Source organism: Peptoniphilus senegalensis JC140, assembly GCF_000321025.1.
Lineage (GTDB): Bacteria > Bacillota > Clostridia > Tissierellales > Peptoniphilaceae > Peptoniphilus_A > Peptoniphilus_A senegalensis.
Genome location: NZ_HE610718.1, coordinates 437,305 through 462,061 on the forward strand (window position 1 = coordinate 437,305; position 24,757 = coordinate 462,061).

Consider the following 24,757-nt stretch of genomic DNA (forward strand, 5'->3'; position numbering starts at 1 on the left):
ATAGTATGAATATAAGACGATGAAGATATACAGTAGGCGCAAGCTGAATTACAATATTGGAGTCTAATAATTTTTGAGGCCTCGGCGAAGAAAGGTGGTACCACGAATGCGTCCTTTCATCCCAAGGCCTCTTTTTATTTTTTTGGAGGAATTTATGGAAAATGTATATGATATTTTAAGTGAGAGAGGTTACCTAGACCAATGCACTTATGAAGATGAATTAAGGGAAATGCTTGGCAGAGAACCTGTAACTTTTTATGTTGGCTTTGATGCAACTGCTGACTCTCTAACTCTTGGTCACTTCATTCAAATTAGAGTTATGCAACACATGCAAAGGGCAGGTCATATTCCAATAGCTCTACTTGGTGGTGGAACTACAACTATTGGCGACCCATCTGGCAAGAGCGACATGAGAACTCTTATGGATAGAGAAACTATCGACTACAATGCAAATAGATTTAAAGAACAAATTTCAAATTTTTTAGATTTTTCTAATGGCAAGGGAATCATCGAAAACAATGCAGACTGGCTTTTAAAGTTAAATTTCTTGGAATTTGTAAGAGAAATTGGCGTGCACTTCTCTGTTAATAGGATGCTACAATTTGACTGCTACAAAAACAGAATGGAACAAGGGCTTACTTTCTTTGAATTTTCTTATATGCTTATGCAATCTTATGACTTCTTGTACCTTTATAGAAAACATCACTGCAAGCTAGAAGTTGGCGGCTCAGACCAATGGTCAAACATACTTGGTGGCTATGAACTCGTAAGGAAATTAGAAAATGACAAAGTTTATGCCATGACTTTTAAACTTTTGACTACTGCAGCTGGTATCAAGATGGGCAAGACTATGGCTGGAGCAATTTGGCTTGACCCAGAAAAAACTACTCCTTATGAAATGTTCCAATACCTAAGAAACTGTGACGATCGTGATGTAATTAAATTTATGAAGCTTCTTACTATGCTTCCACTTGATAAAATTGCTGAATATGAAAAATTAGAAGGTGCAGAAATAAATAAGGCTAAGGAAGTTTTGGCTTACGAAGTTGTAAAGGACATTCACGGCGAAGAAGCTGCCAAAGCTGCCCTTGACGCTTCACATTCACTTTTTGGTGGAGAAAAAGATTCTGAAGATATTCCTGCAACAGAAATGCCAGCCGATAAATTCAATGAACCTGTAGGAATTTTAAATTTAATGACTGAACTCGGTCTTATTAAGACAAATTCTGAAGGCAGAAGACTAATAACTCAAGGTGGAGTTTCCATTGACGATGAAAAAATAAGTGATCCTAAGCTAGAACTTACTAAAGATGATTTCAAAAATGGCGAAATTATAATTAGAAAGGGAAAGAAAGTTTATCACAAAGTTATTTTAAAGTGAGGTTAATATGAATTTAGAACCAAAAAAAGTTTTTGATTATTTTGAAAAATTATCACTTATTCCTAGAGAATCAGGAAACGAAAAAGCTGTCTCCGACTTTTTAAAAAAATTTGGAGAAGATGCTGGCTATGATGTTGTTCAAGACGATTCTTTAAATATAATTATGGAAGTGCCTGCAACAAAGGGCATGGAAGATAGAGAAAAAGTAATTTTACAAGGTCACATGGACATGGTGTGCGAAAAGGGAAAGGACTCAGACCACAACTTTTTAACTGACCCAATTGAACTAATAGTTGATGGCGACAAGCTTCACGCCAATGAAACAACACTTGGAGCTGATGACGGCATTGGTGTTGCTATGGCAATGGCACTTGCAGAAGAAGAACATGGTCCACTTAAAATTCTTGTAACTGTGTCTGAAGAAACTGATATGCACGGAGCAAAGAACCTTGATGCAAAATATCTTGAAGGCAAGTATGTAATCAACATCGACTCAGAAGAAGAAGGCATCTTAACAGTTTCATCTGCTGGCGGAAAGCTACTCCATTCAAAATTAAAAGTTGAAAGAGAAGACTACTCAGGCGATGCTTTTTCACTTAACCTTCATGGCTTTTTGGGCGGCCACTCCGGCATGGAAATTGCCAACAATAAGGGCAACATGATTAAAGTTATTGCAGAAATTTTAAATAAGGTTGATGATGCAAAACTAATTAATATAGACTGTGGCACAAAGCAAAATGCAATCCCAAGAGAAGGTAAAGTTTCCCTTGTATGTGACGAAAATAAACTAAAGGATGCCATAGAATTTGCAAAGGATAAATTTAAAGATGTTGAAGGAGAATTAATAATTGAATGTGAAAAAATTTCTCACAGTGGGAAAATTTTGACAGCAGAAGATACTGTTAAACTTACAAAATATTTACTTGAACTTCCAACTGGACCTCACACATTTATTGACGAGGCTAAAAAAGTTCTTGAATCATCATCAAACCTTGCAATAGTAAAATTATTAGGCGATACAGTAGATGTTTTTGTTTCTCTAAGATTTGCATCCTCTTCACTTTCTGAAGACTTTGGAAATATTTATCTGGATATAGTTAAAAAATTTGGTGCAGAAGCTGAATTTGAAAATCCATATCCTGAATGGGAATACAAAAAAGAATCTAAATTTAGAGAAATTGTAAAAGACATATACAAAGAAATGAAAGGCGTTGAAATGGAAGAAGAGTTCACTCACGGTGGACTTGAATGTGGAGTATTCTTCGAAAAGAATAGGGATCTTGATATTATTTCTATTGGACCAGACATTAGAGGAGCTCACTCACAAAAAGAAACTTTATCAATTTCTTCTACAGAGAGAGTTTACGAACATCTAAGAAAAGTCCTAAAGAACCTATAAATTTAAAAATAAAGATTTTTGAGACGCATTTTCCTTGCGTCTCTTTTTTTCTTATAAATTTTTATGATAAATCCCTTTTTGAAACTTATAAATTTAAGTCTAATAAAAGATTTTAAAAATAAAAAAAGAAACCAAAAAGGTTTCCTCAATATGTATTATATTAAAATTGCGTAAAGTAATCCAAACTTCAAATAAAAAACTTGGCAAAATTCTACAAATTTTTTATTGCTATTACTTCGTTTTCATTTAAAATCAATTGGTCAGTAAGTGCCTCAACTATTAAAAGTCCTCTGCCATTACAGTTTTTTTGGGTGCAGTCATATAGAGATGTGTCAAAATCTACACCTCTTCCCTCATCTTTTACAATTATTTTTAAAGATTCACTATCCAAAATTAATTTTAAAAAGACTTTTTTGTTAAGGTCTTCTTGATTTCCATGCATGGCTCCATTAATAACAAGCTCATTTAAAATTACTTTTATGTCAAATAATTTTTCTTGGTCGGATATAAATGAATTCAAATCCATAAGAGCTGAATCCAAAAAATTTTTTATTAAAGATAAATCACTATTGACAAATCCTTTAAATCTATATAAAGTATCCATAATTCTCACTCCATCTATTAGAAAATTACCCATTACTTCCCCTCTTTAAACCCAAAAATTTTTTCCCAATTTCATTAATTTTAAAATTTTACTGTATTATATTTATCAATTTGTTATAATGGATTTAGGCTTGTATAAGCAAGTAATTTTATAAGTAATTTTAATAGGAGGAAAATAAAATGCAAAAATATGAATGTTCACTTTGCGGATATATTTATGACCCAGAAGTAGGCGACGAAGATAACGGAATAGAAGCTGGAACAGCTTTTGAAAAACTACCAGAAGATTGGGTATGCCCACTTTGTGGAGCTGAAAAATCTGATTTTGAACCAGCTGAATAATTATAATTAAAGAAGGCACGAGCCTTCTTTTTTTGTACAATTTATTAATAAGCTTTCTTTATTTTAATAATTTTTCCTTATCTATTAGAAGTTCGCAACTTCTTTAGAAAATATAATTGATGATTCAATCATTTGCGTAGTTACTTGATGTGCAGTCATCTCAAAAATTTGAAAGTCCAAAAGATTTTTGTCATCATAAACTTTTTCCACTTCTTTTGCAAATGACTCTTGACCTTTGGGGTCTATAACTTCATCATTTGCACCATTATATAAGACCATGGCTCTATCCTTAAATACTTCTGGAATCCTCATTGGGTCCATGTCTAGGAAAAATTCGTTAATCCTAAACTCTTCCTCCTCAATTTTTTCTTGGTTTTTAATTTTATTTACAGCATCAACAAGTGCCATCCAATTGTTCACACCATTAAAGATAAATGCCATCTTCAAATCCTTCTTAAAGGCATAGAGACCTCCAGCCGTTATTGCACCCATAGAGTGACCGCCTACTGCAATTTGACTTTCTGGATAATTTTCCCCTATATACTTAAATATAGAAGGTGCCTCCTCTATGTTGTGCATAATAACTTTTAAAATGTATTTGGCTTCCATGTCCTTGTCCTCATGGTCTAAATTTATCTTATTTCTTTCTCCATGGTAGCGAGCTTCTGGAAGGATTACCCTATAGCCATAGCTCGCAAAAATATTTCCACGGAAAATTTGTCTCTCCTTGGAAGAACCCCAGCCGTGATAAAAAACTATTGTCTTATTAGTTTTTTCCCTTGGTTCAATAATTATTGCTGGCACATCTCCTATTTTTATTTTCTTTATATCTGAATAATTCATTTTTAAATACTCCATAATTCACCTCACATACATTATAACTAAAAGAAGGACAAAAGAAAATTTCTTATCACTTTATATTACTTTATCAATTTTATTTTAAAGGAGAAATTTTAGTGATATATTAATTATAGGTGATACTTTGAAATACGAATTAACTTACAATGAAATATATGAAATGAAAAAAATGGGCGAGTCCATAATTTTTGTAGATATGAGAAGTCCTTCTGAATTTGCAGAAAATAAAATCCCAGGAGCAATTAATCTTCCCATTCTTGATGATGACGAGAGAAAAGTTGTGGGAACTTGCTATGTTAAGGAAAGTGTGGAAAAGGCAAAATACCTTGGCATAAATTGTGCCAAGGATAAACTCCCTTGCTATTACAAAAAAGTTTTAGCTCTCACAAAAAATTATGACCACGTGATTATTTATTGCTCTCGCGGCGGTTATCGTTCAACTGTATTTTTTACTTTTCTTCGCACCTTAAATGTAGAAGTCAAAAAACTTCTTGGCGGCTACAAATCCTACAGAAAATTTATTAGCTGCCACTTAGATAATTTAATTTCAGAAAAAAACTTTCTTGTCCTTCATGGCAAAACTGGTGTTGGGAAAACTGAAATTTTAAATAAGTTAAATGAATCTTATCCTGTCCTCGATTTAGAAAAACTTGCCAACCACAGAGGTTCTATATTTGGTGGCATAGGTCTAACAAATCAGCCTTCACAAAAATATTTTGAGTCCCTTCTCTTTGAAGCCTTAGACAGGGATGAAAAATTTTTCTTCACTGAAGGAGAAAGTTCAAAAATTGGAAATATTCAGCTTCCAAAAACTTTAATTGAAAAAATTTCTTCTGGAAAAAAAATTGTTATCGAAGATGAAATAGAAAATAGAATTGACAGGATAAAAAGAGACTACAATTTGTCAAATAAAGATGAAATTTATAAGTCCTTAATTGAAATCAAAAAATTTATTTCTCAAGAAAAGGAAGATTTATACCTGAAAAAATTTTATGAGGGCGATTATGATTTTTTGATTGGCGACCTCTTGTCAAATTATTACGATTCTCATTACAAAAAAAATTACAGCAAAGATGATTCGCACATTACAAATGATTCTGCTGTAATAAAAAATATTTTAAATTTTAAAAATTCTATTTAACTTGCCATGAAGGTGGAGTAACTCCTCTTTCTCTTAAAAATTCATTGGCACGAGAGAAAGGCTTTGAACCAAAGAAACCTTTGTTGGCAGAGAGTGGAGATGGATGCACACCTTCTATTATTAGATGGTTTTTATTGTTTATAAATTTTTTGCGAGCCTTGGCATGATTGCCCCAGAGTATATAGACCACAGGCTCTTTTTTTTCGCTTATCTTTTCTATAACTGCGTTAGTAAAAATTTCCCAACCAATTTTTGCATGGCTCATAGGCTGATGTGCTCTCACAGTTAAGGTTGTGTTTAAGAGCATGATGCCTTCGTCTGCCCATGACTTTAAGTAGCCCGTATTTGCTATTGGAATACCCAAGTCAGAATTTAATTCCTTATAAATATTTTGTAGAGAAGGAGGAATCTTTACTCCATTCTTTACGGAGAAGGCAAGTCCATGAGCTTGACCTACATTGTGATAGGGGTCTTGACCAAGTATTAGGACTTTTAAATCCTTGTAGGCTGTGTAGTGAAAGGCATTAAAAATATTCTCTGCTCTCGGAAAAATTTCGTAATGCTTATATTCTTCAATTAAAAGTTTTCTGAGGTCCTTGTAATAATCTTTTTCAAACTCATCTTGCAAAATTTCTTGCCAATCATTTTTAAAAATTTCTTTCACAAAATCATCTCCTGAAAAAATCAAAAATGCTCTTCTTTAGGCTAGGGTCAATTAGTTCTTCTAACTCTTTCCTGCTCTCGTTAGTTGAGAAAATTACAAGTCTATCGCCCTTTTCAATTCTTGTGTTACCCCTAGGTATAACTGCAGAATTGTCATACCTTATTATGCCTCCAATAATAATTTCTCTGTGAAGATTAATTTCAGATAATTTTTTGCCAATATAAATAAAATCATCTGGAATTTTAATTTCATAAACTTGTGCCTTGCCGCCAAACATATAGTTTATTGAGACCTTCATGTCTGTATTAATTGCTTTAATAATTTCATTTGCCACAATTACTTTAGTGTCGATTACTCTATAAATTGCAAGACTCTCTAGAATGCTATCATAGTTATTGTCCTTTTGAAAAACTATATTCCTTGATATGCCATGATTCCTAGCCATAAGGCCAAGAACTATGTTGAGTTCATCTGAATCAGTCATGGAAATGAAAACTGCTTCCTTTGAAATATCTTCTTCTTTAAAGATTTTGTCATTCTTCAAATTTTTATTTACAACAAAAGCTCTAGTTAGTTCTCTTCTATAATTTTCAAATTTTTCTCTGTCGCTTTCTATTATCTTTAAATTTACATTTTCAAGATTAGAAATAATTCTATTAAAAATCATATCTCCAGATGCAATGACAACATCTCTCACATCATATCTTTCTTTTCTGGCAAAGTGTGAGTATTTGAAGTTCATTATGTCCTTGGAAAGACCCATTAAATACATATAGTCGCCGCTTTTTAAAATAGTTTCTCCATCGGGCACTATTAGGTCTCCCTCTCTAAGTATGCCAACTACTAAAATTGTAGATAGAGATCCAATATCTTTTATCTTTACATTCTCAAACTCTTCTTCCATATCTATATAGTGGCCTGTAACTTCAATCTTGCCCTTGCCAAAATAATCTGCTTCATAATAATTTGATGAACCTATTAATTTCGTGGCAAGCTTTGCGCTCTCAAGATTTCTATTAAAAATATTTACAACATTTGGAAGGGAATTTTTTATGATGCCAATTTCAGAAATATTTTCCATTTCATCGAGACGTAAAATTAACTTAACATCTAAATTTTTAAAGATAGATGCCATTATTAGATTTGTCTTGTCGCTATTTGTTGCTATTATGGCATAATCATAGGACTCTAAATCCATAGTTAGCATAAAATTTTCATCTAACACATCGCCTTTTATCTTTGTCACAGAGTTTGTAATACTCTCAAAGTTTGATTCATCCCTATCAACTATATCTATGTCAAATTTTTCTAGGCTTAAAGTATTTGCAATTGTAGAGCCAACTTTTCCTGATCCAATAATTAAAATTTTCATTATAACTTAATAATATCCTTTCTATGTCTACCTCTTGTGAATAATGCCAAAATTGTGAAAAATTCAAGTCTTCCTAAAAGCATAAGTACACTAAAATACAATTTAAAAAAGTCATTATAAAACTCAAAATTTTTAGTTGGTCCTATGCCACCAAAGCCTGGACCTACATTTGAAAGGGTTGTTGCAACAGAAGAAAAACCAGTTATTACATCTACTCCAGAAAGTGTTACAATTCCCGTAGATATTATTGCTATTATAAAATAAGTCCCAAGATAGGCATTTATTCCAAGGACAACTTCATCGGATAATATTTTTCCGTCGGCGCTAATTGGAAGAACTGCCTTTGGATGTGTTGCCCTTTTCATTTCTCGTTTTATCAATTTTAAAAGAAGAGAAATTCTCGTGATTTTTATTCCTCCACCAGTTGAACCTGCACATCCTCCAAAGATCATAAGTATTAACAAAATAAATTTTGAAAAACTTGGCCACAACTCGTAATCCGCATTGGCAAAGCCTGATGTTGATGATATAGAGGTAACTTGAAAAGCTGAATCTCTAAATGCCATAAAAGCTGAACTATAACCATTTAAAAATAAATCAATTGCTATTAAAATAATCGAACCAAGCGTAATTAAAATCCAGAGCTTTAACTCATCATTTTGTAAAACCTCTTTAAATTTTTTTCTTGAAATCAAAGAGTAAATTGTAAAGTTTGTTGCACTCAAAAACATAAAGAATGAAAGAATAAAGTGAACTGCATTTCCCTTATAACTCATAAAAGAATCTCCATAAGAAGAAAATCCACCTGTTCCCAATACGCCAAAAGTGTGTACCAAGGAATCAAACACTGACATTCCTGCAATCTTTAAACAAACAAAAAGTACCGCTGATAAAATAATATAAATAATATAAAGTCTCTTTGATGATTGAGAAATTGTAGACTCGATTTTTCCTGCCACTGGTCCTGGAGATTCTGCTTTAAAAATTTGAAAGCCACCTACTCCTAACTTTGGAAGAAGTCCAACCGTAAATACTAATATTCCCATACCTCCAATCCAGTGAGTTATAGATCTCCAAAAAATCACTGATCTTGGAAATGATTCTATATTTGATATAACTGTCGCACCTGTTGTAGTAAACCCAGATACAATTTCAAAAAAAGAATCAACATAAGTCATATCTGCTGCTATATAAAGTGGAATTGCTCCCACAAGAGAAACTAATATCCATGATGCTGTTACTATTAAAATTCCATCTCTTGGAGATAGTGACCTCTTCTTTACTTTTAGATTAATTAAAATTAATCCCAAGAACACAGCAAGAGCCATTGGGATTAAGAAACCATAGGTGCTTCCATCTCTTTCTACTAAACTAAGTATAAGAGATGGTGCCATAAAGGCAGTCTCTATTAACAAAATATGACCGAGTATTTTTGAAATAAGTTTATAATTCATCTTTATTTCCTCGATTCTTAATTGAATTTATTGCATCCTTTATTTTACCTTCAGAAGAAAAAATCTTTTGCATTTTTGGTGCAACTTGGTGCATTGCAAATAAAATAATTCTATCTCCTGATTCCAAAACTGTCTTTCCATTTGGCACTATCATTTCATTACCTCTTATTATTGCAATAATTAGAATTCCATCAGGTAACTCTAAATTTTCAAGTGCTTTCCCACATACCAAATGTTTTTCCTTTACTATTAATTCTACACATTCCACTTGTCCGTTTAATAAAAGGTGAAGTGAAAGGGAACTCTTTCCCCTTATTTCTTTTAACATTTCTGCGGCAGTTATATAAGATGTATTAAAAACTGCATCTATATCTAATTTATCTAAAACCTTATCGTAATTAGTTCTTGAAATTTTGGCAACAGATTTATAAATTCCTGTTTGTTTTGCCACAAGACTCATAAGTAAGTTTGCTTCATCAATACCAGTAGCAGCTACGAAAGAGTCATATGTGTGGACCATTTCCTCTTCTAAAGTTGTAATATCGGTTCCGTCGCCATTTATTATCTCTGCATCAGGAACCATTTCTTTTAATTCAAGACATCTCTCTCTATTTATTTCAACTATTGTAACATCAATATTCTCCTTTAGAAGAAGCATGGCAAGATAAAGACCAGTCTTTCCTCCTCCCAATATCATTGTACTTCTAAGAGCTTTAGTTTTATTTACTCCAGTATGCTCTTTATCAAAGATTTCTATGTTTTCTGATTTTCCCGCTAAAATTATTACATCATTTTCTTCTAATACGGTACGCCCGTTTGGAATTATAGCATCTCCACTTCTTGAAATTGCAGAAATCAAGAGGTCATTGATGTTTTCAATATCCATAATTCTTTTCCCAATGAAATTTGGGTCATTTCCAATATTAAATTCAACCAAAGAAACTTTTCCACCAGCAAATTCATCGGAGTATAGTTGATACCTTTTCATCAAATACTTAACTATTGACCTTGCTGTGGCAAAATCTGGATTTATAATTTTATCTATTTCAAGTTCTTCAGATATAAAGTCCAAATGTTTTCTGTATTCTGGATCCCTTACTCTGGCAATGGCATACTTTGCTCCAAGTTTTTTTGAAATTGTGCATAGTATTACATTTGCTTCATCATTAGTAGTTGTTGCAATTACATAGTCAAAAAGAGAAATATCTAGCTCTTCCAACACTCCAAAATCAAGTGCATTTGCACAAATGCTAAACACATCAAGCGAATTTGAAATATTTTCAATTACATCTTCATTATTATCTACTACAGTTACTTCATAGTTTTCATCTATAAGTGAAGCTGCAAGTCTATAACCTAATTTTCCAGCACCTACAACTAAAGCCTTCATAATTCCTCCTAAAAAATTGCGTCCAGTATTATTTCAAAATCATAATCTTTATAAACTGATTTTAATTTATTGCAAAGCTCTTTTTTTAAAGTATCTTTATCTTTCACAGTTGATACAGCGTCGGCATTGTAATCAATGTCAATGTATATCTTTTTATCCTCAAGCACTATGTCATGAAAAGAATAAATATTTAAACTTTCTCTAATTATCTTCTTTAGCTCCTCTGATACAGATTTAATAATGTCCGAGCTAGAGCCAAGTGGATCTGCGTGAATAATGAGTTTTATTCCCAAAAGTTCAGAGACTTCCCTTTCAACCTTATCTACTATATTGTGTGCCTCTTCCAGTGTCAAGTTATAATCTAAGGCAGCATCAATTAGCACAATAATATTATCTGGTCCAAAATCTGTTACCATAATATTGTGCACATTGGAAATCCCATCATAAGTTGAAACTTTGGACTTTATCTCGTGTTTAGTTTCTTCAGTTAGACCTCTTCCAAGTATAATAGAAATTGTCTCATAAATGAGAGATATAGCAGTATATAAAATAAATAAGGCAACTAGAACTCCAACATATCCATCTAAAATCTTACCAGTGAATTTTTCTATGATTATAGAAATAATTACAACAGCAGTAATAAGTGTGTCGCTAAGTGAATCTTTCTCCTGAGCCTTTAGTGTTGTTGAATCAATTGCCCTTGCCACATGAGAATAAAGTGAAGCCTGCCAAAATTTTATAAAGACACTTATAACTAAGATGACAACAGTTGAACTTGGGTAAGTTATCTCAACTGGGTGCAAAATTTTCTCAACAGAAGTTCTCAAAAATTGAAATCCAACAGAAAGCACGATACCACTTACTACAAGAGAAATTAAATACTCAAGCCTGCCATGACCATAGGGGTGGTCCCTGTCTCTTGGCTTTGAGGCAAGCTTTATCCCAAAAATGGAGATAATTGAACTCACACAGTCTGTTATATTATTTACAGCATCAGACAAAATAGAAATTGAGCCTGTTAAAGTATATAAAATAACTTTTAAAAGAGCTACCAATATATTTGATATAAGTCCAAGAAAAGAAGTCTCCTTAGAAATTTTTGCCCTGTCATAGCCATAAACATTGTGTCCTCTTTTTAAAATGAGTTTTGCGAACATTTATCCTCCATAAATAAAAATAGGCTATAAGCCCATCTTTATAATTTTATTATAGTTAAAGTTATTATAACACTACTATATTAGTAATAAAAGGAAAAGTCGCCACTTTAAGGCTTAGATTATCATATTTTAAAGCTCCATAAAAAAGTGTACCAAAATATTTTCTGGTACACTTCTACACTTCATATAATCAATAAAATTTTTCAAGTAAATTAAATAAATTCTTTAAGTTTAGGAATAAGTAGTCCTTCATAAACTTCTTCTGCTTTTTCCTTTGACCCTAAAATTTCTACTAGCTTTACTCCAAGTAAAATTGCAAGGGCAGGTCCCATAGCTGTAATAATATTATTTTCCACAACTACTGCCGCATCTTGTGGATTTTCGGCTTTAAGTCTATCTTCAACACCAGGATAGCAAGTGAACTTTCCATTTTTTAAAAGATTTGCCGCATCCAAAACTTGTGGACCAGCACAAATTGCAGCGATAAATTTTTCGTCATCGTTAAATAAGTTTGCACATTCAAGAACTTTTTTATCTCTCATTAGATTTGATGCGCCAGGTTGCCCTCCTGGAATATACATTGCCCTATAATCTTCAATATTTATTTCGTCAAAAGTTTTGTCAGCAAGGACCCTTACATCGTGAGTCCCTCTAACTTCATTTCTGTCTGTTATTGAAACTGTTTCAACTTTTAGTTCTGCTCTTCTCAAAACATCTACAATAGTTAGCGCTTCAACTTCTTCGAAGCCATCTGCCAAAAATACCAATAAATCTTTCATGTCGACCTCCTATTTATTCATAATAGAATCCACTGCATTTATGATTGCAGCTCTAAAACCGTCCCTTTCTAAAGATTTTACTCCCTTAATTGTTGTGCCAGCAGGTGTAGTAACTTGGTCCTTTAACTCTCCTGGGTGAAGACTAGACTCTCTTACCATCTTGGCAGAGCCTGCCACTGCTTGTGAAATTACCCTATAAGCCATGTCTCTAGTCATTCCATGAGACACCGCTGCATCCGCTGCTGCCTCAATATACATATAAACATAGGCTGGCATGCAACCAGAAACTGCCTCATAAATTTTTATATTTTTTTCTTCCACAATTTCAGTTTCCCCAAAGGAAGATAAAATTTCTCTAAGCTCACTTAGTTCGCCCTCAGTAATATTTTCTCCTGGACAAATTCCCGTCATTGAAGATAAAATTTTTGCAGGCGTATTTGGCATTGCCATCAAAACTTTTTTGCCAGGAAGTTTCTCGCCAAGTTTCTTTAAATCGTAGCTTGATGTAACTGAAATTATAATTTGATTTTTAACTTCCGCCTTAATTTTATCAAGCACTTCATCATAAACATAAGGCTTAACTGTAAGAATCACTGCGTCTGCATTTTTTACTACATCCACTTCTGAGCCCATTATTTTTGCATTTTCAAAATCCTTAAAAGCCTCTCTCTTTTCTAAATCTCTATCGTAGAGAAAAGTTTCTATATTATTATTTAAAAGACCATGTGCCATGGCAGAACCCATGTTGCCAAGGCCTATTATTCCCATCTTCATCTATATCACTCCTTAACTAGATTATACACGATATTATTTAATTTTTCATTTATGTGCTATAATTAATGCGGTGATTTTATGAAAAATATTTCTCTCTCAAAATTATTTTTAACATTTTTTAAAATCAATGCAGTAACCTTTGGTGGCGGCTATACAATTGTGCCCGTCATAAAAGATATTTTTGTCTCCGATTTAAAATTAATTGATGAAGATGAGATGATGGACATAGTTGCGATCTCTCAAGGTGGACCTGGCGCTATGGCAATATCTTGCTCAGTCTTAACTGGTTATTACTTAAAGGGACCTCTTGGTGCAGTAACTTGTCTTGTTGCATCTTCACTTCCTTGTCTAATAATTTTGTCTGTGATTTCAAATTTTTATCAAGAGTTTAAAAGTAATTTCTTTATAAATTCTGCCTTAGAAGGCATAAGTGGAATAATCTCTGCAGTTTTATTTATCACAGTTTTACGCATGGGAGTATCTTCCTATAAGAAAAATCCAAAATTTAGTGCAGTTATGATTATCCTCGTCTTTTTAGTTGCCTTCTTTACAAATATAAATACGGGACTAATTATTTTATTCTGTGCCCTTGCAGGAATTTCTTATTTTAGTGTAATGGAGAGATACAAAAATGCTTGATTTGTTTTTAGTTTTCATTAAAATCGGATGCTTTGCCTTTGGCGGCGGTTACGCAGTAATCCCTCTCATATCAAAATATGTAGTGGAAGAAAATGCTTGGATAAGCACAAAAGAATTTATAGATTTAATTTCAATTTCACAAATGACTCCAGGACCAATTGCCATTAACTCTGCAACTTTCGTTGGACAAAAAGTCATGGGTATACTAGGCTCTATAACAGCTACAACGGGATTCGTTCTTCCTCAATTTATTTTAATGATGATATTTGGTTACTTCCTCTTTAGCAAAAACAAAAAATTTAAAATTATGGACTACTCCCTTCTTGGCATAAAGGCTGGAGTTGTGTCTCTAATTTTTATAACTACCTTAAAACTATTTCAGTCATCAGTTTTTCCAGATGGATTTAAACTAGAGGGCATGAGCCTTGCCGCACTAATTTCCTTTGTCCTTGGCTTTATTTTGTACCTAAAAAAAATAGACCTATTTAAGTTAATAGGTCTCGGTGCAATCATTGGCATTGTTGTTAATCTTACCATAAATTATATATAATTTTTATCTTCCTTAAAATTTTTGAGGAAGATTTTTTATTAAAATAAACATTCTTCAATTAGGGTTTTGTTTTTTAACTTATCTATCCAGTCTCTTGGAATTTCATCAAAGCCATATATGGCATCTCTTAACTTAGTCATAAAAACTCCTTTCATAAAAATTTTTCCATAAAACAATAACTAAGACCCACAAAAAGAATCTTAGTTATAAATATCTCTTCTATGTCTCCCATCAATGGCAAAAATAATTAATTTGTCGTCGTCAATTTTTGCAAGAAGCCTATAGGATCCTATCCTATATCGCCAAAGGTCCTTAAAATTTCCTGTGAGGGGCTTTCCAGAAAATCTAGGCTCTTCACAATTTAGTAAATTATTTTCTACCCAGTTAGTTATAATTTTTTGAGCTTGTATATCTAACTTTTTTAAACTTTTTAAATATTTTTTATCATAAATTAAATCATACATGTCAGAAGTCTAGTTCCTTCATCAACTCTTCATGAATAATATATTCAACTTCGCCCCTAGCTTCTCTTTCAAGAAAATCTTCAGCTACCTTCATGTCGAACTCATCTTCAAGTTTCTCTTCCATTAATTTTTTAAAAAGAGTGGAAAGAGGTTCTCCCATAAGATCAGCATAAGCAGTAAAAGCCCTCTCCTCTTCAGCGTTAAGTCTTACAGATACAGTTTTCATACCATCACCTCTAAGCCAATTGTATTACATTGTGTTACACAAATCAATAAGAAGCTTTATTTTTCTAAAACTATCTTTGCATAAACTTTTTCTGTGAATTTGTATATACCAAGATAAATAATTATATAAATCAAAATCACAAAAATCATTGACTTTATAAATAATTCAATATTCATAAGCCCAATTATTATCAGCATATTTTTTAAGCTTGGAAATGCAAAAGCTGTGTGAACTATACAAAAAATTATTGGCAAAAACAAAAGTGTAGCCATTTGTTTCTTTATACTTCTCTCTGCCTCAATATCTCCAAGACCAAGCTTTTTTAAAATTCTAAATCTTTCTACATCCTCATAGCCCTCTGTTAGTTCTTTATAATATATTGAAAGTCCCATTGTAACTAAAAATGCTAAGGAAAGTATTAAACCAACAAAAAATATTACACCATACATTCTCAAAAATTCTAACTTGGTTTCTCCCCTATCTATAACTTTTATTTTTTGATTTTCACTTACTTTTAACTTATCTATATTTTCTTTAAGACTTTCTGCAAAGTTTTCTTCATTTACTACATTAATCACTGTCTTAACTGATGGCTCTATGCTAAATATATTAGAATTTTTCACTTCATACTTTTTAATTATCTCTTCTGCAATTCTGTAATCTTTTACAAATATTTTATTCTTTTCAAATATAGTTATTACATTCTCAATGGGTACGTCATTTTCTTCCTCACTTATACTCTTTACTTTAAAATCTAATTCTTGAATCCAATCTTTTGTTCCCTCATTTTCAAAATATAAGACATCTGCATCACCAAATTTTAAATTGCCATCTCTTGTATAAATAACTTGTAGGTCGACTAAATTATTTTTAAATGCTGCCTCATCTATATCTTCACTTTTTAAAGATTCTACTCCACTCTCTGTCTTTAAAAGTGGAACATTCCATTCCATTGTAGTAAATGGCTTTGCATTAAATCCATTTTCATCAAGATATTTGTTTACCTTATTTCTATATTCTTCTAAGTTATTTATCCTTATAGAATTATCCTCTATCTCTAGAGTATAATCTGATGGAAATAATCTATTTACTACATCATCTATTCCTACATATAAACTTATTCCCGAAGTTAGAACTACGGTAAAAGCTGTAGAAAGTATAGCAATACTTGCAAGAGACCTTGAATTATTTTTCACTCTATACAAAAGCCCTGATATTGCAAAGAAATTATCTTTTTTATAATATAAATCTTTTTTATTTTTTATTATTTCCAAAATCAAACTTACAATAACAGAAAAGGCACAATAAGTTCCTATTATAACAAGCAAAACTGCTAAGAAAAATTTAAAAAAAACTTCCCTTGGATTTTTTGTTGTAATACTAATTGCATAACCTGACGCAATAAAAATTATCCCCAATAGAGCAATTAATTTTGTAAATTTATTTTTCTTCTCTCCTGCCTTGGACTCATTTACTAAATCAATCGGAGAATAATTTCTCATCTTAATAATTTGAATTGCAAATACAAAAATTAATATTGCAATAAATATTAAGGCTATGATAGCTACTGCTAAAATATTGTTAAAAAATCCACCCTCAAATATATTTATTGAAATGTTTGTCAGTTTCACAAAAATTCCAAGGGAAAGTTTGTATAAAACAAGACTAAAAATGCTTGCTGGTACTATAGAAAAAATAATAATATAAATTATTTCCCAAAATAAAATTATTCGCAGATGCCTTTTTTCGAGTCCAAGTATTAAATAAAGTCCTTGCTCTTTTAACTTTCTCTTTTGAATAAAGGAATACACGGAAGATAGCATTATTAGTGAAAAAATTGATAAAACTATGACTCCATAAAATAGAAAGATCTTCATTGTATCCATTCCACTTGCTCCTGCAAGAGATTTGTCTAAAACAAGGCTTAAACAAATTGAATTAAGTACAATTAGAAAAATTATAGTTCCAATAAAGGGCATAAAAATATTTTTATTTCTCTTTATACCAGACAATGCAAGGTTCCTATAAAGTGATTTCATCTTCTTAACTCCTTTGCAACATTTGCATTGTGTCTGCAATTTTCTTTTGCATATCAAAACTTTCTAAATTTCCTTTATAAAGTTGATGATAAATCTCGCCATCTTTTATAAATAAAACTCGATTTGCATAAGAGGCTGCCATAATAGAATGTGTAACCATTAAAATAGTCTGCCCCTCAAGATTTAATTCTTTAAAAACTTTTAAAAGTTCTCTCGTACTGTTGCTATCAAGTGCACCTGTAGGCTCATCTGCAAAAAGCATCTCTGGCTTTGTTATAAGTGCCCTTGCGATTGCTACTCTTTGTCTTTGTCCACCACTTATTTCGTAAGGATATTTACTTAATAAATCATTAATATTTAATCTTGCTGCAATCTCTGATAACTTTTTTTCCATTGATGAGACTTTTTCATCTGCTAATACTAAGGGCAATAAAATATTTTCTTTGACAGTAAAGGTGTCAAGAAGATTAAAATCTTGAAAAACAAATCCAAAATTTTCTCTTCTGAACTTTGCCATTTGGCTGTCCCTTATCTCTTGTAAATCTTTGCCTCTTAAAATAACTTTTCCAGAAGTTGGTCTGTCAAGAAGTGCCAATATATTTAATAAAGTTGTCTTTCCACTTCCAGATTCTCCCATTATGGCAATATATTCTCCTGCTTCAACAGTGAAATTAATTGACTTTAAAGCCTCAAGGTCATCTTTACCAAAGCGACTTCGGTATATCTTTTTTATATTTTGAACTTCTAACATCTTCCACCTCTTTAAAACTAATCTTCATAAATGACAGCAATTGGCTTTGCATAATAAACAAAAATCATTGCATCATATAAATTTTTTGGGGCTTCCTTCACTCTATAACTTGTTGGAATAAATTTCATAAGTGGAGAATATCCTTCGCCCAAACTTCCCATGTTTATCTCTTTATTTATAAATTCAGAAGTTTCGCCATCTTGAACTTTCGTGAAATCCAAATAATATTTACCTTTAAATTTTCTCGCACTGTAGGCAAGTGGATCTGCAGATACAAAGACATGGTTTGCCCTCTTATTATCTGGACCAATTTCATTAATATTTACAATGCCCTTATAAAAGTCAGTTCCAATAATAAAATATTTTTCTCCAAAAATTTCCTTTAAGTGAGAACCCATAGGCTCATAAAATTTTCCACTTTTGGCAAGATGACCATTGTGACCAGAAATTAAAAGCAAATCGTTTCCCTTTGATTTTTCAAAATCACTTATCCACTTAACATTTTCAGCCATAAATTTATCTCTCACATTGTTTGCTTTTGTGTAATCATTAAAATCTAATTCGTAATATTTTACGCTGTCCATTACATTTGTAAGAGCTCTTGAAACTTCTCTTGCGTAATTAGAAGAAAAACCATCAGCATGAGCTTTTATTTCTAATAACAAATCTTCTTTATCTTTTATTTGAGAAACCTTAAATTTCTCATCTTTAATAAAGGAAAATTCCTTTTGCAAGTTTTTGTCCTGTAAGATATTATTTTCCTTGCAAAAATCTAAAATTAATTCAATAGATTTTTCTGGATTTTGCATGTCAAAGCCGTAAAAAGAGAGCTTATCCTCATCCTTTGCCTTTTGGTTGTAGTCAAACATATAATTTATGAGGTCATTCATATTCTTTGTATGATAAATATTAAAAGAAAAAACACTAGAAATATTTTCAGCTCTTTTATTTCCATGAATGTAATTATTTATAATCATGCCTTCGCCAAAATCTGCTTCAAGGCAAAAACTTTTTAAATTATTTTTTTCAACTAAAGTCTTTAAAACTTCTAATTTTAAATCTTGAAAATCAGAATTGCCGTGAGTCGCTTCGCCAAGTCCCACAACTTTTACATGGTCATCTAAATTTATCTCACTTACCATTTTGCCATAGTCTTCTACGTCGGAAATATTTTTTCTTGCACTTAGCTTTGGAAGATTAACCCACAAAAAATCTCCAAACCCTCCAAGAAAAATAATAGCTACTAAAAAAATTAAAATTCCCTTAAAAATTTTCTTTATCATTTTCTCACCTTCTTAACTATATTATAAATTGTACAAAAAAATAAATCCTTTTATTTACATAACAAATAGAGCTTTAATGTGACATTTTTGTAAGATATAAAAAAGAGTGCTAAGCACCCTAATCTAAAATATTTCTTAAATTTATATACATCTTTGTGCCAATCTTTGGCTCTGACTCACATCTTAGTATCACTCTTAAAGATTTACCAATATTCTTTGAAAGGTTTAGTCCCAGTCCTGTTGACTTTTTCTCAAACCTACCATTGTAACCAGTGTATCCTGCATCAAAAATTCGCGGTAAATCTTCTGCCATAATCCCAATTCCATTGTCCTCAATTACGAGTTCATCTTTATTTAAATAAATTGCTACTCTTCCATTTTGCGTGTACTTTATTGCATTAGAAATAATTTGCTCCAATAAAAAAGAAAACCACTTGGCATCAGTTAAAATTATTTTCTTAGTTTCACAAAAGTCTAGGCTATTATTTTTTCCAATAAACTGAATTGAATATTTTCTGATTACGCCCCTAATAATTTCGTCTAAATTATACTTGTCAAAGACATAATCTGTGCTGTCTGCATTCAGTCTTGCATAGCCTAAAATATTTCCCACATATTCTTCGATTTCAAAAATTTCTTTCTCGCATTCTATTTTATTTATTTCATCTTTTTTGAGTAGAAGCCTTAGTGCAAATATTGGAGATTTTATTTGATGAGTCCAAATGGTCAAATAATTTTTTACATCAGCTCTTCTCTTTTCTTCAAAATCTCTAAAGTTTTTATTTTCTTCTACACTTTTATAAAGAGCTTTTGATAATGGAGAATCCTTTATTTCTAAAATTCTTTCGTAATTTTTTTGATTTAAAAGAGCAATTTCTTCTCTGTAATCTCTGTCCCTTGTGAAATAAATAAAGATCATGTATATAAAAAATAAAAATAGATATAAAAAAGATATGTAAATAGTCTTGGTTCTTTCAAATTCAAAAATTAAATAAACTCCAAGAATATAAAAAAATATAAAAATTCCAAAAATTATTGTGAATTTTTCTCTCTTTAAAAAACTTTTAATTGGCAGGTGGGACATAATAGCCTACTCCTTTCTTAGTTTTTATGAGCTCAAAAATATTTATATCTTCTAGCTTTTTTCTAAGACGCATCACATTTACTGTTAAGGTATTATCATCAATATAAGAGTCTGTTTGCCAAATTTTATCAATGATTTCATCTCTATTTACAACTTTACCCGGCTTTTCCAAGAGAATTTCTAAAATTTTAAATTCATTTTTTGTCAGTTCTATCTCTTTATTTTCTCTTGATATAATCATGCTGTCGCAATTAAGTCTTATGTCTTTGTAAAAAATATTTTTTGTCTCAATATATTCGTAAGCTCTTCTAAGCAAGGCTCTTATTTTTATTTGTAACAGCTCTAGTTCAAAGGGCTTAGTCAAATAATCATCTGCTCCAAGGTCCATTGCCATTATCAAATTTAAGTTTTCATCGGCGGCAGAAATAAATAAAATTGGAACTTTAGAATTTTTTCTAATAATCTTGCACCAATGATAGCCATTGTAAAAGGGAAGACTTACATCCATCAATACTAGATCAGGACGAAAGTTTTTAAAGTCATCAAAAATATTTTGAAAGTCCTCTGCTATTTTTATTTCATAATTCCAAAACTTGAGGTGTCTTTTAATTTCCTCAGCAATTACTTTGTCATCTTCTACTAAAAAAATCTTCCACTTTTTGTTTTCCATATCTTTACAACCTACTCTTTTCACTAAAATTTACTTGACATCATTATATATATTAAGGGCAAAAAAATAAAGACTCCCAAAGGAAGTCTTTAAGTCAAAATTTATTAAAGAACTGCTTGTGCTGCTGTTATGATTGCTAGTGAATATACTTCATCTTCTACGCAGCCACGAGATAAGTCGTTTACTGGGGCATTAAGTCCTTGAAGGATAGGTCCAATTGCTTCAAAGCCGCCAAATCTTTGAGCGATCTTGTAGCCAATGTTTCCTGCTTCAATGTTAGGGAATACAAATACATTTGCGTGTCCTGCAACTTCTGATCCTGGTGCTTTTTTCTTTGCAACAGATTCTACGAAAGCTGCGTCAAATTGTAATTCTCCGTCAATTGCCATTTCAGGATTTTTTTCCTTAGCCATTTTTGTTGCTTCTGCTACCATTGTTACTCTGTCATGAGATGCTGAACCCTTAGTTGAGAAAGAAAGCATTGCGATCTTTGGATCCATTCCAAATTGTATTGCTGTTTCATTTGATACTACTGCTACTTCTGCAAGTCCTTCTGCATCAAGGTCAATGTTAATAGCACAGTCTGCCATTAAATACATTTCTTCGTCTCTAAGCATGATAAATGCTCCAGAGCATCTCTTGTATCCTGGCTTTGTCTTTATGATTTGAAGGGCTGGTCTAACTGTATCTGCAGTTGTGTGTGCTGCTCCTGATACAAGTCCCTTAGCTTTTCCCATGTAGATAAGCATTGTTCCAAAATAGTTGTGGTCTTTTAGGATTTCTGCTGCTTGTTCTTCGTTGACTTTTCCTTTTCTTCTTTCTACAAAAGCCTTAACCATTTCATCTTTAGCTTCATAGTTAGCTGGGTCTAAAATTTCAAGATTTCCTAATTCCACGCCTTCTTTTTCTGCTAAAGCTTCAAGTTCTTTTTTATCTCCAAGAACTATTGGTTTAATATCTCCATCTTCATTAAGTCTAATTGCTGCTCTTAAAATTCTTGCATCATCGCCTTCTGGAAATACAATTTCTGGTTTTGATGCTCTTACTTTACTTCTCAAATTTTCAATTAATGACATAATGTCCCCCTTATTTTATTAATACTTATATTATATATCTTCTAAAAAATAATTTAAAGTGAATAAGGTTTGAAATTTACATCTTCTATAACTTCATTTAGCCTTACAGCGTCTGCAACGAGCTTTGCAAGTCTGTGATGCTTCATTGTGTGGACTCTTAAAACTTCTACCCCCTTATAGGCTGCTAGAGTCGTAAGAGCAGCCGATGCTTCGTCCCTATTTTCAAAGCCTTCTTCATTATTTCCATCAGCGTCAATATTATTTTCTGTCAAAATATTTGTGATAAATCTCTTTCTTGATACACCCAAAAATGTGAAGCAGCCCTTTTCTCTAATGGCATCAATTTTGTCTATTAATTTTAAATTTTCCTTTTTTGTTAGGGCAAAGCCAATACCTGGGTCAAGCATAATTCTATCTTTTGTAATGCCATTTTTTTCTGCTCTTTCAAGAGATTTCCCTAGATATTTTTTCATGACTTCCACAATGTCCATGTCTTCAAAGGATTTTAACTCATCATCAGTAAAGGCTCCCTCGCCACCAAAGGATGGAAAGTTGGCAGATGACTTGTGATTTGGTCTTGCAATTTTTGGATTAAACATTAAAATTGCGCCCACTTCACTTCTTCCTACCACTTCAGCCATTTTAGGGTCGCCCATAAAACCTGTGATGTCATTAACAAAGTCAACGCCTGCCTCTATTGCAGCTTCTGCAACATCTGCCTTCCATGTATCAATTGATAGAGGCACATCTGTCATAGTCTTTAATTCTTTTATAACTGGCACAACTCTACTTATTTCTTCTTCAATCTCAACATAAGTAGAGCCTGGTCTAGTGGATTCGCCACCAAGGTCAATCATTTTTGCACCGGCATCAATAAGTTCCATTGCCCTTTTGATAGCCTTGTCCTTGCCGTACCATTTGCCGCCATCAGAAAAGGAATCTGGCGTAACATTTACAATGCCACATAAAATTGTTTCATTTCCGCTTTCTAAAACTTTGTCTTTATACTTACAAATTAATTTATTCATTTTTCACTCCATTTTTATTTTTCCTATAAACTTAATTCTATGTCTAAGGGCTTTTAAAATCAAATAAATTTTAAATCGAATAGTAGTGCAAAACTCCATCTTGGTCTTTTTCAAAGTCAGCCTTGCCTAGAGTCCTTAGGTGTTCAAGATGAGCGTGAGCTTCTCCTGCTGCGAAAAACTTTTGTGTGTTTGGAAATTCAGAAAAATCCCTTGCCCTCATGTCCCAAGACATATTCATGGCAATGTCTCTTACTGTGCACTTGCCCCTAGCTTCTAAAGTCCTTAATGCCTCGTCGATTCTTTTCTTGTGATGAGCCTTTAACTCGTCAATCCTCTTTGGTACATCATCAATAAGAGCCCTGTGAGAAGAATAAATATGCTCAATTGGAATATTTCTTAATTTCTCAATATTTTTAAGATAGGTCCCAAGGCTGTCGCCCACAGTAAAATTCCAAAATGTAATGTTTGGCGTGATGTCTCCCAAAAGGTGGTCGCCACAGAATAAAATTTTTCGGTCTTCTTCATAAAGACCAACCATGCCAGGAGTGTGGCCGGAAAAATCCATGCCCTTAAAAGTAAAGTCGCCAAGCTTTAGGGTGTAGTCAGGATTAAAGGAAGTGTAGGGGAACTCTGCCTTAGGTCTATAACGAAAGCCTGCGTGCTCTTCAATTTTTAAATTATCCTCGTCAAGCCCTTGAAGATGGGTTGTCGCCATGACATCCTTCCATCTCTTTGAATTTGCATCAGCCATTGAAGACATCATGTGGTAGTCAATGTCTCCCATATAAATTTCCACGCCAAGCTCTTCATGAAACCAAGTTGCAAGACCTGTGTGATCAGAGTGAAGATGAGTCAAAAATAACTTTGTATTCTTTAAATCAATTTCCATATCTTTTATAAAAGATAACATTTCATTCCTTATCTCTTCAGTATTAAAGCCTGTGTCGATAATTAAAGCCTCGCCTCTGGACTTTACCATGTAAATATTTATGCTCTTTAGGGGATTGCCCCTTAAGGGAATAATTTTACAATAAACACCATCACTTAATTTTTTAATACTAGACATATTTCCTCCCTCAGCTCATTTCATGTATAATAAATACGAGGTGAATTATGAGCGATTTTTTATTAAAACTTTTTAAAGTTGAAACCATTAACAAACTGCCTGTTGATAAATTATACCCCATTATAGAAAGTTTAGACGCTGACCAAAGACAACTCATCGCATCTTCCTATGACTTAAAGCTTGAAGGACTAAGTTTGACAGAAGAAGTTGAAGAAATTTATAAGAAAATTACCGACGAATTTAAAAATACCCTCATGAACTTTGACGAAAAAGAGCACAAGTCCTTTTACGATTTTTATAATGGCGCCGTAGATTATTCTGATGAAAATGTCTATGTAAATATGAAAAAATTCACATCACTGGGTCTAATGTATCTCTTCCTATCAAAATCTGGCACTTACTTTAACTTTGTCATACCAGAAGAACTAATAGAGATGTATGAAAAACTTCTACAATCAAGCTAAAAAGTCAATTAAAATATAATTTAATAAACAAATTAATAATTGAACTTGCTAAAATTTTATAAAACATAATCATAACCACCGGCTAAGCCGGTGGTTTGTTTTG

The 24,757-nt window shown here is 32.2% G+C and carries 26 protein-coding genes; 7 read left to right on the forward strand and 19 right to left on the reverse strand.

What is annotated here, in order from left to right; genetic code table 11:
• The first annotated feature begins 154 nt into the window (after positions 1-154).
• Positions 155-1,381: a tyrosine--tRNA ligase gene (tyrS, locus tag PTSHG_RS06380; RefSeq protein ID WP_019108060.1), complete on the forward strand. Its 1,227-nt coding sequence runs from the start codon at positions 155-157 to the stop codon at positions 1,379-1,381.
• A gap of 7 nt (positions 1,382-1,388) precedes the next feature.
• Positions 1,389-2,780, forward strand: coding sequence for a beta-Ala-His dipeptidase (gene pepD / locus PTSHG_RS06385; protein ID WP_019108061.1), 1,392 nt, complete (start codon positions 1,389-1,391; stop codon positions 2,778-2,780).
• A gap of 211 nt (positions 2,781-2,991) precedes the next feature.
• Here the strand turns inward: pepD and PTSHG_RS06390 are convergent, their stop codons facing one another.
• Entirely contained in the window at positions 2,992-3,417 is a 426-nt protein-coding gene (locus PTSHG_RS06390) for an ATP-binding protein (RefSeq protein WP_019108062.1), read from the reverse strand.
• A 146-nt stretch (positions 3,418-3,563) separates the two neighbouring features.
• Here PTSHG_RS06390 and rd point away from each other — a divergent pair, with 146 nt between their 5' ends.
• The gene (gene rd / locus PTSHG_RS06395) at positions 3,564-3,725 is read left to right on the forward strand and encodes a rubredoxin (protein ID WP_019108063.1); all 162 of its coding nucleotides are present in this window, start codon (positions 3,564-3,566) and stop codon (positions 3,723-3,725) included.
• Positions 3,726-3,809: 84 nt separating this feature from the next.
• Here rd and PTSHG_RS06400 read toward each other — a convergent pair whose 3' ends face one another.
• On the reverse strand, positions 3,810-4,568 hold the full coding sequence (locus PTSHG_RS06400; protein ID WP_238318744.1) for an alpha/beta hydrolase family protein: 759 nt from the start codon (positions 4,566-4,568) through the stop codon (positions 3,810-3,812).
• A gap of 139 nt (positions 4,569-4,707) precedes the next feature.
• Here PTSHG_RS06400 and mnmH point away from each other — a divergent pair, with 139 nt between their 5' ends.
• Entirely contained in the window at positions 4,708-5,724 is a 1,017-nt protein-coding gene (mnmH, locus tag PTSHG_RS06405; protein ID WP_019108065.1) for a tRNA 2-selenouridine(34) synthase MnmH, read from the forward strand.
• On the opposite strand, the gene PTSHG_RS06410 is transcribed toward mnmH, so the two are convergent.
• The 7 genes from PTSHG_RS06410 to proC all read right to left on the reverse strand — a co-directional run bounded on the left by PTSHG_RS06410 (position 5,717) and on the right by proC (position 13,314).
• The gene (locus PTSHG_RS06410) at positions 5,717-6,388 is read right to left on the reverse strand and encodes a uracil-DNA glycosylase (protein ID WP_026088857.1); all 672 of its coding nucleotides are present in this window, start codon (positions 6,386-6,388) and stop codon (positions 5,717-5,719) included. The genes mnmH and PTSHG_RS06410 overlap by 8 nt on opposite strands.
• Positions 6,389-6,392: 4 nt before the next feature.
• The gene (locus tag PTSHG_RS06415; protein ID WP_019108067.1) at positions 6,393-7,760 is read right to left on the reverse strand and encodes an NAD-binding protein; all 1,368 of its coding nucleotides are present in this window, start codon (positions 7,758-7,760) and stop codon (positions 6,393-6,395) included.
• A complete protein-coding gene (locus PTSHG_RS06420; RefSeq protein ID WP_019108068.1) occupies positions 7,760-9,214 on the reverse strand; it encodes a TrkH family potassium uptake protein in 1,455 nt (484 codons plus the stop codon). The genes PTSHG_RS06415 and PTSHG_RS06420 overlap by 1 nt, the downstream gene beginning before the upstream one ends.
• Complete coding sequence (gene trkA, locus PTSHG_RS06425; protein ID WP_019108069.1) at positions 9,204-10,604, reverse strand: Trk system potassium transporter TrkA; 1,401 nt, start codon at positions 10,602-10,604, stop codon at positions 9,204-9,206. Before trkA ends, PTSHG_RS06420 begins: the two co-directional genes overlap by 11 nt.
• Before the next feature lie 8 nt (positions 10,605-10,612).
• A complete protein-coding gene (locus PTSHG_RS06430) occupies positions 10,613-11,761 on the reverse strand; it encodes a cation diffusion facilitator family transporter (RefSeq protein ID WP_019108070.1) in 1,149 nt (382 codons plus the stop codon).
• 212 nt (positions 11,762-11,973) lie between these two features.
• Positions 11,974-12,540 carry a DJ-1 family glyoxalase III gene (locus PTSHG_RS06435; protein WP_019108071.1) on the reverse strand — a complete coding sequence of 189 codons (567 nt, stop codon included), beginning with the start codon at positions 12,538-12,540 and terminating at the stop codon, positions 11,974-11,976.
• A 9-nt stretch (positions 12,541-12,549) separates the two neighbouring features.
• The gene (gene proC / locus PTSHG_RS06440; RefSeq protein WP_019108072.1) at positions 12,550-13,314 is read right to left on the reverse strand and encodes a pyrroline-5-carboxylate reductase; all 765 of its coding nucleotides are present in this window, start codon (positions 13,312-13,314) and stop codon (positions 12,550-12,552) included.
• Between the two features lie 78 nt (positions 13,315-13,392).
• Here proC and PTSHG_RS06445 point away from each other — a divergent pair, with 78 nt between their 5' ends.
• The gene (locus PTSHG_RS06445) at positions 13,393-13,953 is read left to right on the forward strand and encodes a chromate transporter (protein ID WP_019108073.1); all 561 of its coding nucleotides are present in this window, start codon (positions 13,393-13,395) and stop codon (positions 13,951-13,953) included.
• Positions 13,946-14,503 (forward strand): chromate transporter, encoded by a 558-nt coding sequence (locus PTSHG_RS06450; protein ID WP_019108074.1) that lies wholly within the window; start codon positions 13,946-13,948, stop codon positions 14,501-14,503. The genes PTSHG_RS06445 and PTSHG_RS06450 overlap by 8 nt, the downstream gene beginning before the upstream one ends.
• A gap of 200 nt (positions 14,504-14,703) precedes the next feature.
• Here PTSHG_RS06450 and PTSHG_RS06460 read toward each other — a convergent pair whose 3' ends face one another.
• From PTSHG_RS06460 to PTSHG_RS06505, 10 genes are all read right to left on the reverse strand, one after another.
• Positions 14,704-14,967, reverse strand: a complete 264-nt coding sequence (locus tag PTSHG_RS06460) for a type II toxin-antitoxin system RelE family toxin (RefSeq protein WP_019108076.1) — start codon at positions 14,965-14,967, stop codon at positions 14,704-14,706.
• 1 nt (position 14,968) lies between these two features.
• Positions 14,969-15,193: a type II toxin-antitoxin system RelB family antitoxin gene (gene relB / locus PTSHG_RS06465; RefSeq protein ID WP_019108077.1), complete on the reverse strand. Its 225-nt coding sequence runs from the start codon at positions 15,191-15,193 to the stop codon at positions 14,969-14,971.
• Between the two features lie 56 nt (positions 15,194-15,249).
• Positions 15,250-17,232, reverse strand: coding sequence for an FtsX-like permease family protein (locus PTSHG_RS06470; RefSeq protein ID WP_019108078.1), 1,983 nt, complete (start codon positions 17,230-17,232; stop codon positions 15,250-15,252).
• 4 nt (positions 17,233-17,236) lie between these two features.
• Entirely contained in the window at positions 17,237-17,983 is a 747-nt protein-coding gene (locus PTSHG_RS06475; protein ID WP_019108079.1) for an ABC transporter ATP-binding protein, read from the reverse strand.
• A 17-nt stretch (positions 17,984-18,000) separates the two neighbouring features.
• Positions 18,001-19,266, reverse strand: coding sequence for an erythromycin esterase family protein (locus PTSHG_RS06480; protein ID WP_019108080.1), 1,266 nt, complete (start codon positions 19,264-19,266; stop codon positions 18,001-18,003).
• Between the two features lie 118 nt (positions 19,267-19,384).
• Positions 19,385-20,350 (reverse strand): sensor histidine kinase, encoded by a 966-nt coding sequence (locus tag PTSHG_RS06485; protein ID WP_019108081.1) that lies wholly within the window; start codon positions 20,348-20,350, stop codon positions 19,385-19,387.
• Positions 20,331-21,020, reverse strand: a complete 690-nt coding sequence (locus PTSHG_RS06490) for a response regulator transcription factor (RefSeq protein WP_019108082.1) — start codon at positions 21,018-21,020, stop codon at positions 20,331-20,333. The genes PTSHG_RS06485 and PTSHG_RS06490 overlap by 20 nt, the downstream gene beginning before the upstream one ends.
• A gap of 104 nt (positions 21,021-21,124) precedes the next feature.
• The gene (gene pta, locus PTSHG_RS06495; RefSeq protein WP_019108083.1) at positions 21,125-22,096 is read right to left on the reverse strand and encodes a phosphate acetyltransferase; all 972 of its coding nucleotides are present in this window, start codon (positions 22,094-22,096) and stop codon (positions 21,125-21,127) included.
• 53 nt (positions 22,097-22,149) lie between these two features.
• Complete coding sequence (gene folP, locus PTSHG_RS06500; RefSeq protein ID WP_019108084.1) at positions 22,150-23,124, reverse strand: dihydropteroate synthase; 975 nt, start codon at positions 23,122-23,124, stop codon at positions 22,150-22,152.
• A gap of 70 nt (positions 23,125-23,194) precedes the next feature.
• Entirely contained in the window at positions 23,195-24,190 is a 996-nt protein-coding gene (locus PTSHG_RS06505; RefSeq protein WP_019108085.1) for an MBL fold metallo-hydrolase, read from the reverse strand.
• Positions 24,191-24,237: 47 nt separating this feature from the next.
• Here PTSHG_RS06505 and PTSHG_RS06510 point away from each other — a divergent pair, with 47 nt between their 5' ends.
• On the forward strand, positions 24,238-24,654 hold the full coding sequence (locus PTSHG_RS06510) for a hypothetical protein (protein ID WP_019108086.1): 417 nt from the start codon (positions 24,238-24,240) through the stop codon (positions 24,652-24,654).
• Positions 24,655-24,757: the final 103 nt, after the last annotated feature.

Coding starts and splice junctions, on each gene's coding strand:
- tyrS (WP_019108060.1), top strand. CDS start 155: ATGGAAAATGTATATGATATTTTAAGTGAGAGAGGTTACCTAGACCAA.
- pepD (WP_019108061.1), top strand. CDS start 1,389: ATGAATTTAGAACCAAAAAAAGTTTTTGATTATTTTGAAAAATTATCA.
- PTSHG_RS06390 (WP_019108062.1), bottom strand. CDS start 3,417: ATGGGTAATTTTCTAATAGATGGAGTGAGAATTATGGATACTTTATAT.
- rd (WP_019108063.1), top strand. CDS start 3,564: ATGCAAAAATATGAATGTTCACTTTGCGGATATATTTATGACCCAGAA.
- PTSHG_RS06400 (WP_238318744.1), bottom strand. CDS start 4,568: ATGAATTATTCAGATATAAAGAAAATAAAAATAGGAGATGTGCCAGCA.
- PTSHG_RS06415 (WP_019108067.1), bottom strand. CDS start 7,760: ATGAAAATTTTAATTATTGGATCAGGAAAAGTTGGCTCTACAATTGCA.
- PTSHG_RS06420 (WP_019108068.1), bottom strand. CDS start 9,214: ATGAATTATAAACTTATTTCAAAAATACTCGGTCATATTTTGTTAATA.
- trkA (WP_019108069.1), bottom strand. CDS start 10,604: ATGAAGGCTTTAGTTGTAGGTGCTGGAAAATTAGGTTATAGACTTGCA.
- PTSHG_RS06430 (WP_019108070.1), bottom strand. CDS start 11,761: ATGTTCGCAAAACTCATTTTAAAAAGAGGACACAATGTTTATGGCTAT.
- PTSHG_RS06435 (WP_019108071.1), bottom strand. CDS start 12,540: ATGAAAGATTTATTGGTATTTTTGGCAGATGGCTTCGAAGAAGTTGAA.
- proC (WP_019108072.1), bottom strand. CDS start 13,314: ATGAAGATGGGAATAATAGGCCTTGGCAACATGGGTTCTGCCATGGCA.
- PTSHG_RS06445 (WP_019108073.1), top strand. CDS start 13,393: ATGAAAAATATTTCTCTCTCAAAATTATTTTTAACATTTTTTAAAATC.
- PTSHG_RS06450 (WP_019108074.1), top strand. CDS start 13,946: ATGCTTGATTTGTTTTTAGTTTTCATTAAAATCGGATGCTTTGCCTTT.
- PTSHG_RS06460 (WP_019108076.1), bottom strand. CDS start 14,967: ATGTATGATTTAATTTATGATAAAAAATATTTAAAAAGTTTAAAAAAG.
- relB (WP_019108077.1), bottom strand. CDS start 15,193: ATGAAAACTGTATCTGTAAGACTTAACGCTGAAGAGGAGAGGGCTTTT.
- PTSHG_RS06470 (WP_019108078.1), bottom strand. CDS start 17,232: ATGAAATCACTTTATAGGAACCTTGCATTGTCTGGTATAAAGAGAAAT.
- PTSHG_RS06475 (WP_019108079.1), bottom strand. CDS start 17,983: ATGTTAGAAGTTCAAAATATAAAAAAGATATACCGAAGTCGCTTTGGT.
- PTSHG_RS06480 (WP_019108080.1), bottom strand. CDS start 19,266: ATGATAAAGAAAATTTTTAAGGGAATTTTAATTTTTTTAGTAGCTATT.
- PTSHG_RS06485 (WP_019108081.1), bottom strand. CDS start 20,350: ATGTCCCACCTGCCAATTAAAAGTTTTTTAAAGAGAGAAAAATTCACA.
- PTSHG_RS06490 (WP_019108082.1), bottom strand. CDS start 21,020: ATGGAAAACAAAAAGTGGAAGATTTTTTTAGTAGAAGATGACAAAGTA.
- pta (WP_019108083.1), bottom strand. CDS start 22,096: ATGTCATTAATTGAAAATTTGAGAAGTAAAGTAAGAGCATCAAAACCA.
- folP (WP_019108084.1), bottom strand. CDS start 23,124: ATGAATAAATTAATTTGTAAGTATAAAGACAAAGTTTTAGAAAGCGGA.
- PTSHG_RS06505 (WP_019108085.1), bottom strand. CDS start 24,190: ATGTCTAGTATTAAAAAATTAAGTGATGGTGTTTATTGTAAAATTATT.
- PTSHG_RS06510 (WP_019108086.1), top strand. CDS start 24,238: ATGAGCGATTTTTTATTAAAACTTTTTAAAGTTGAAACCATTAACAAA.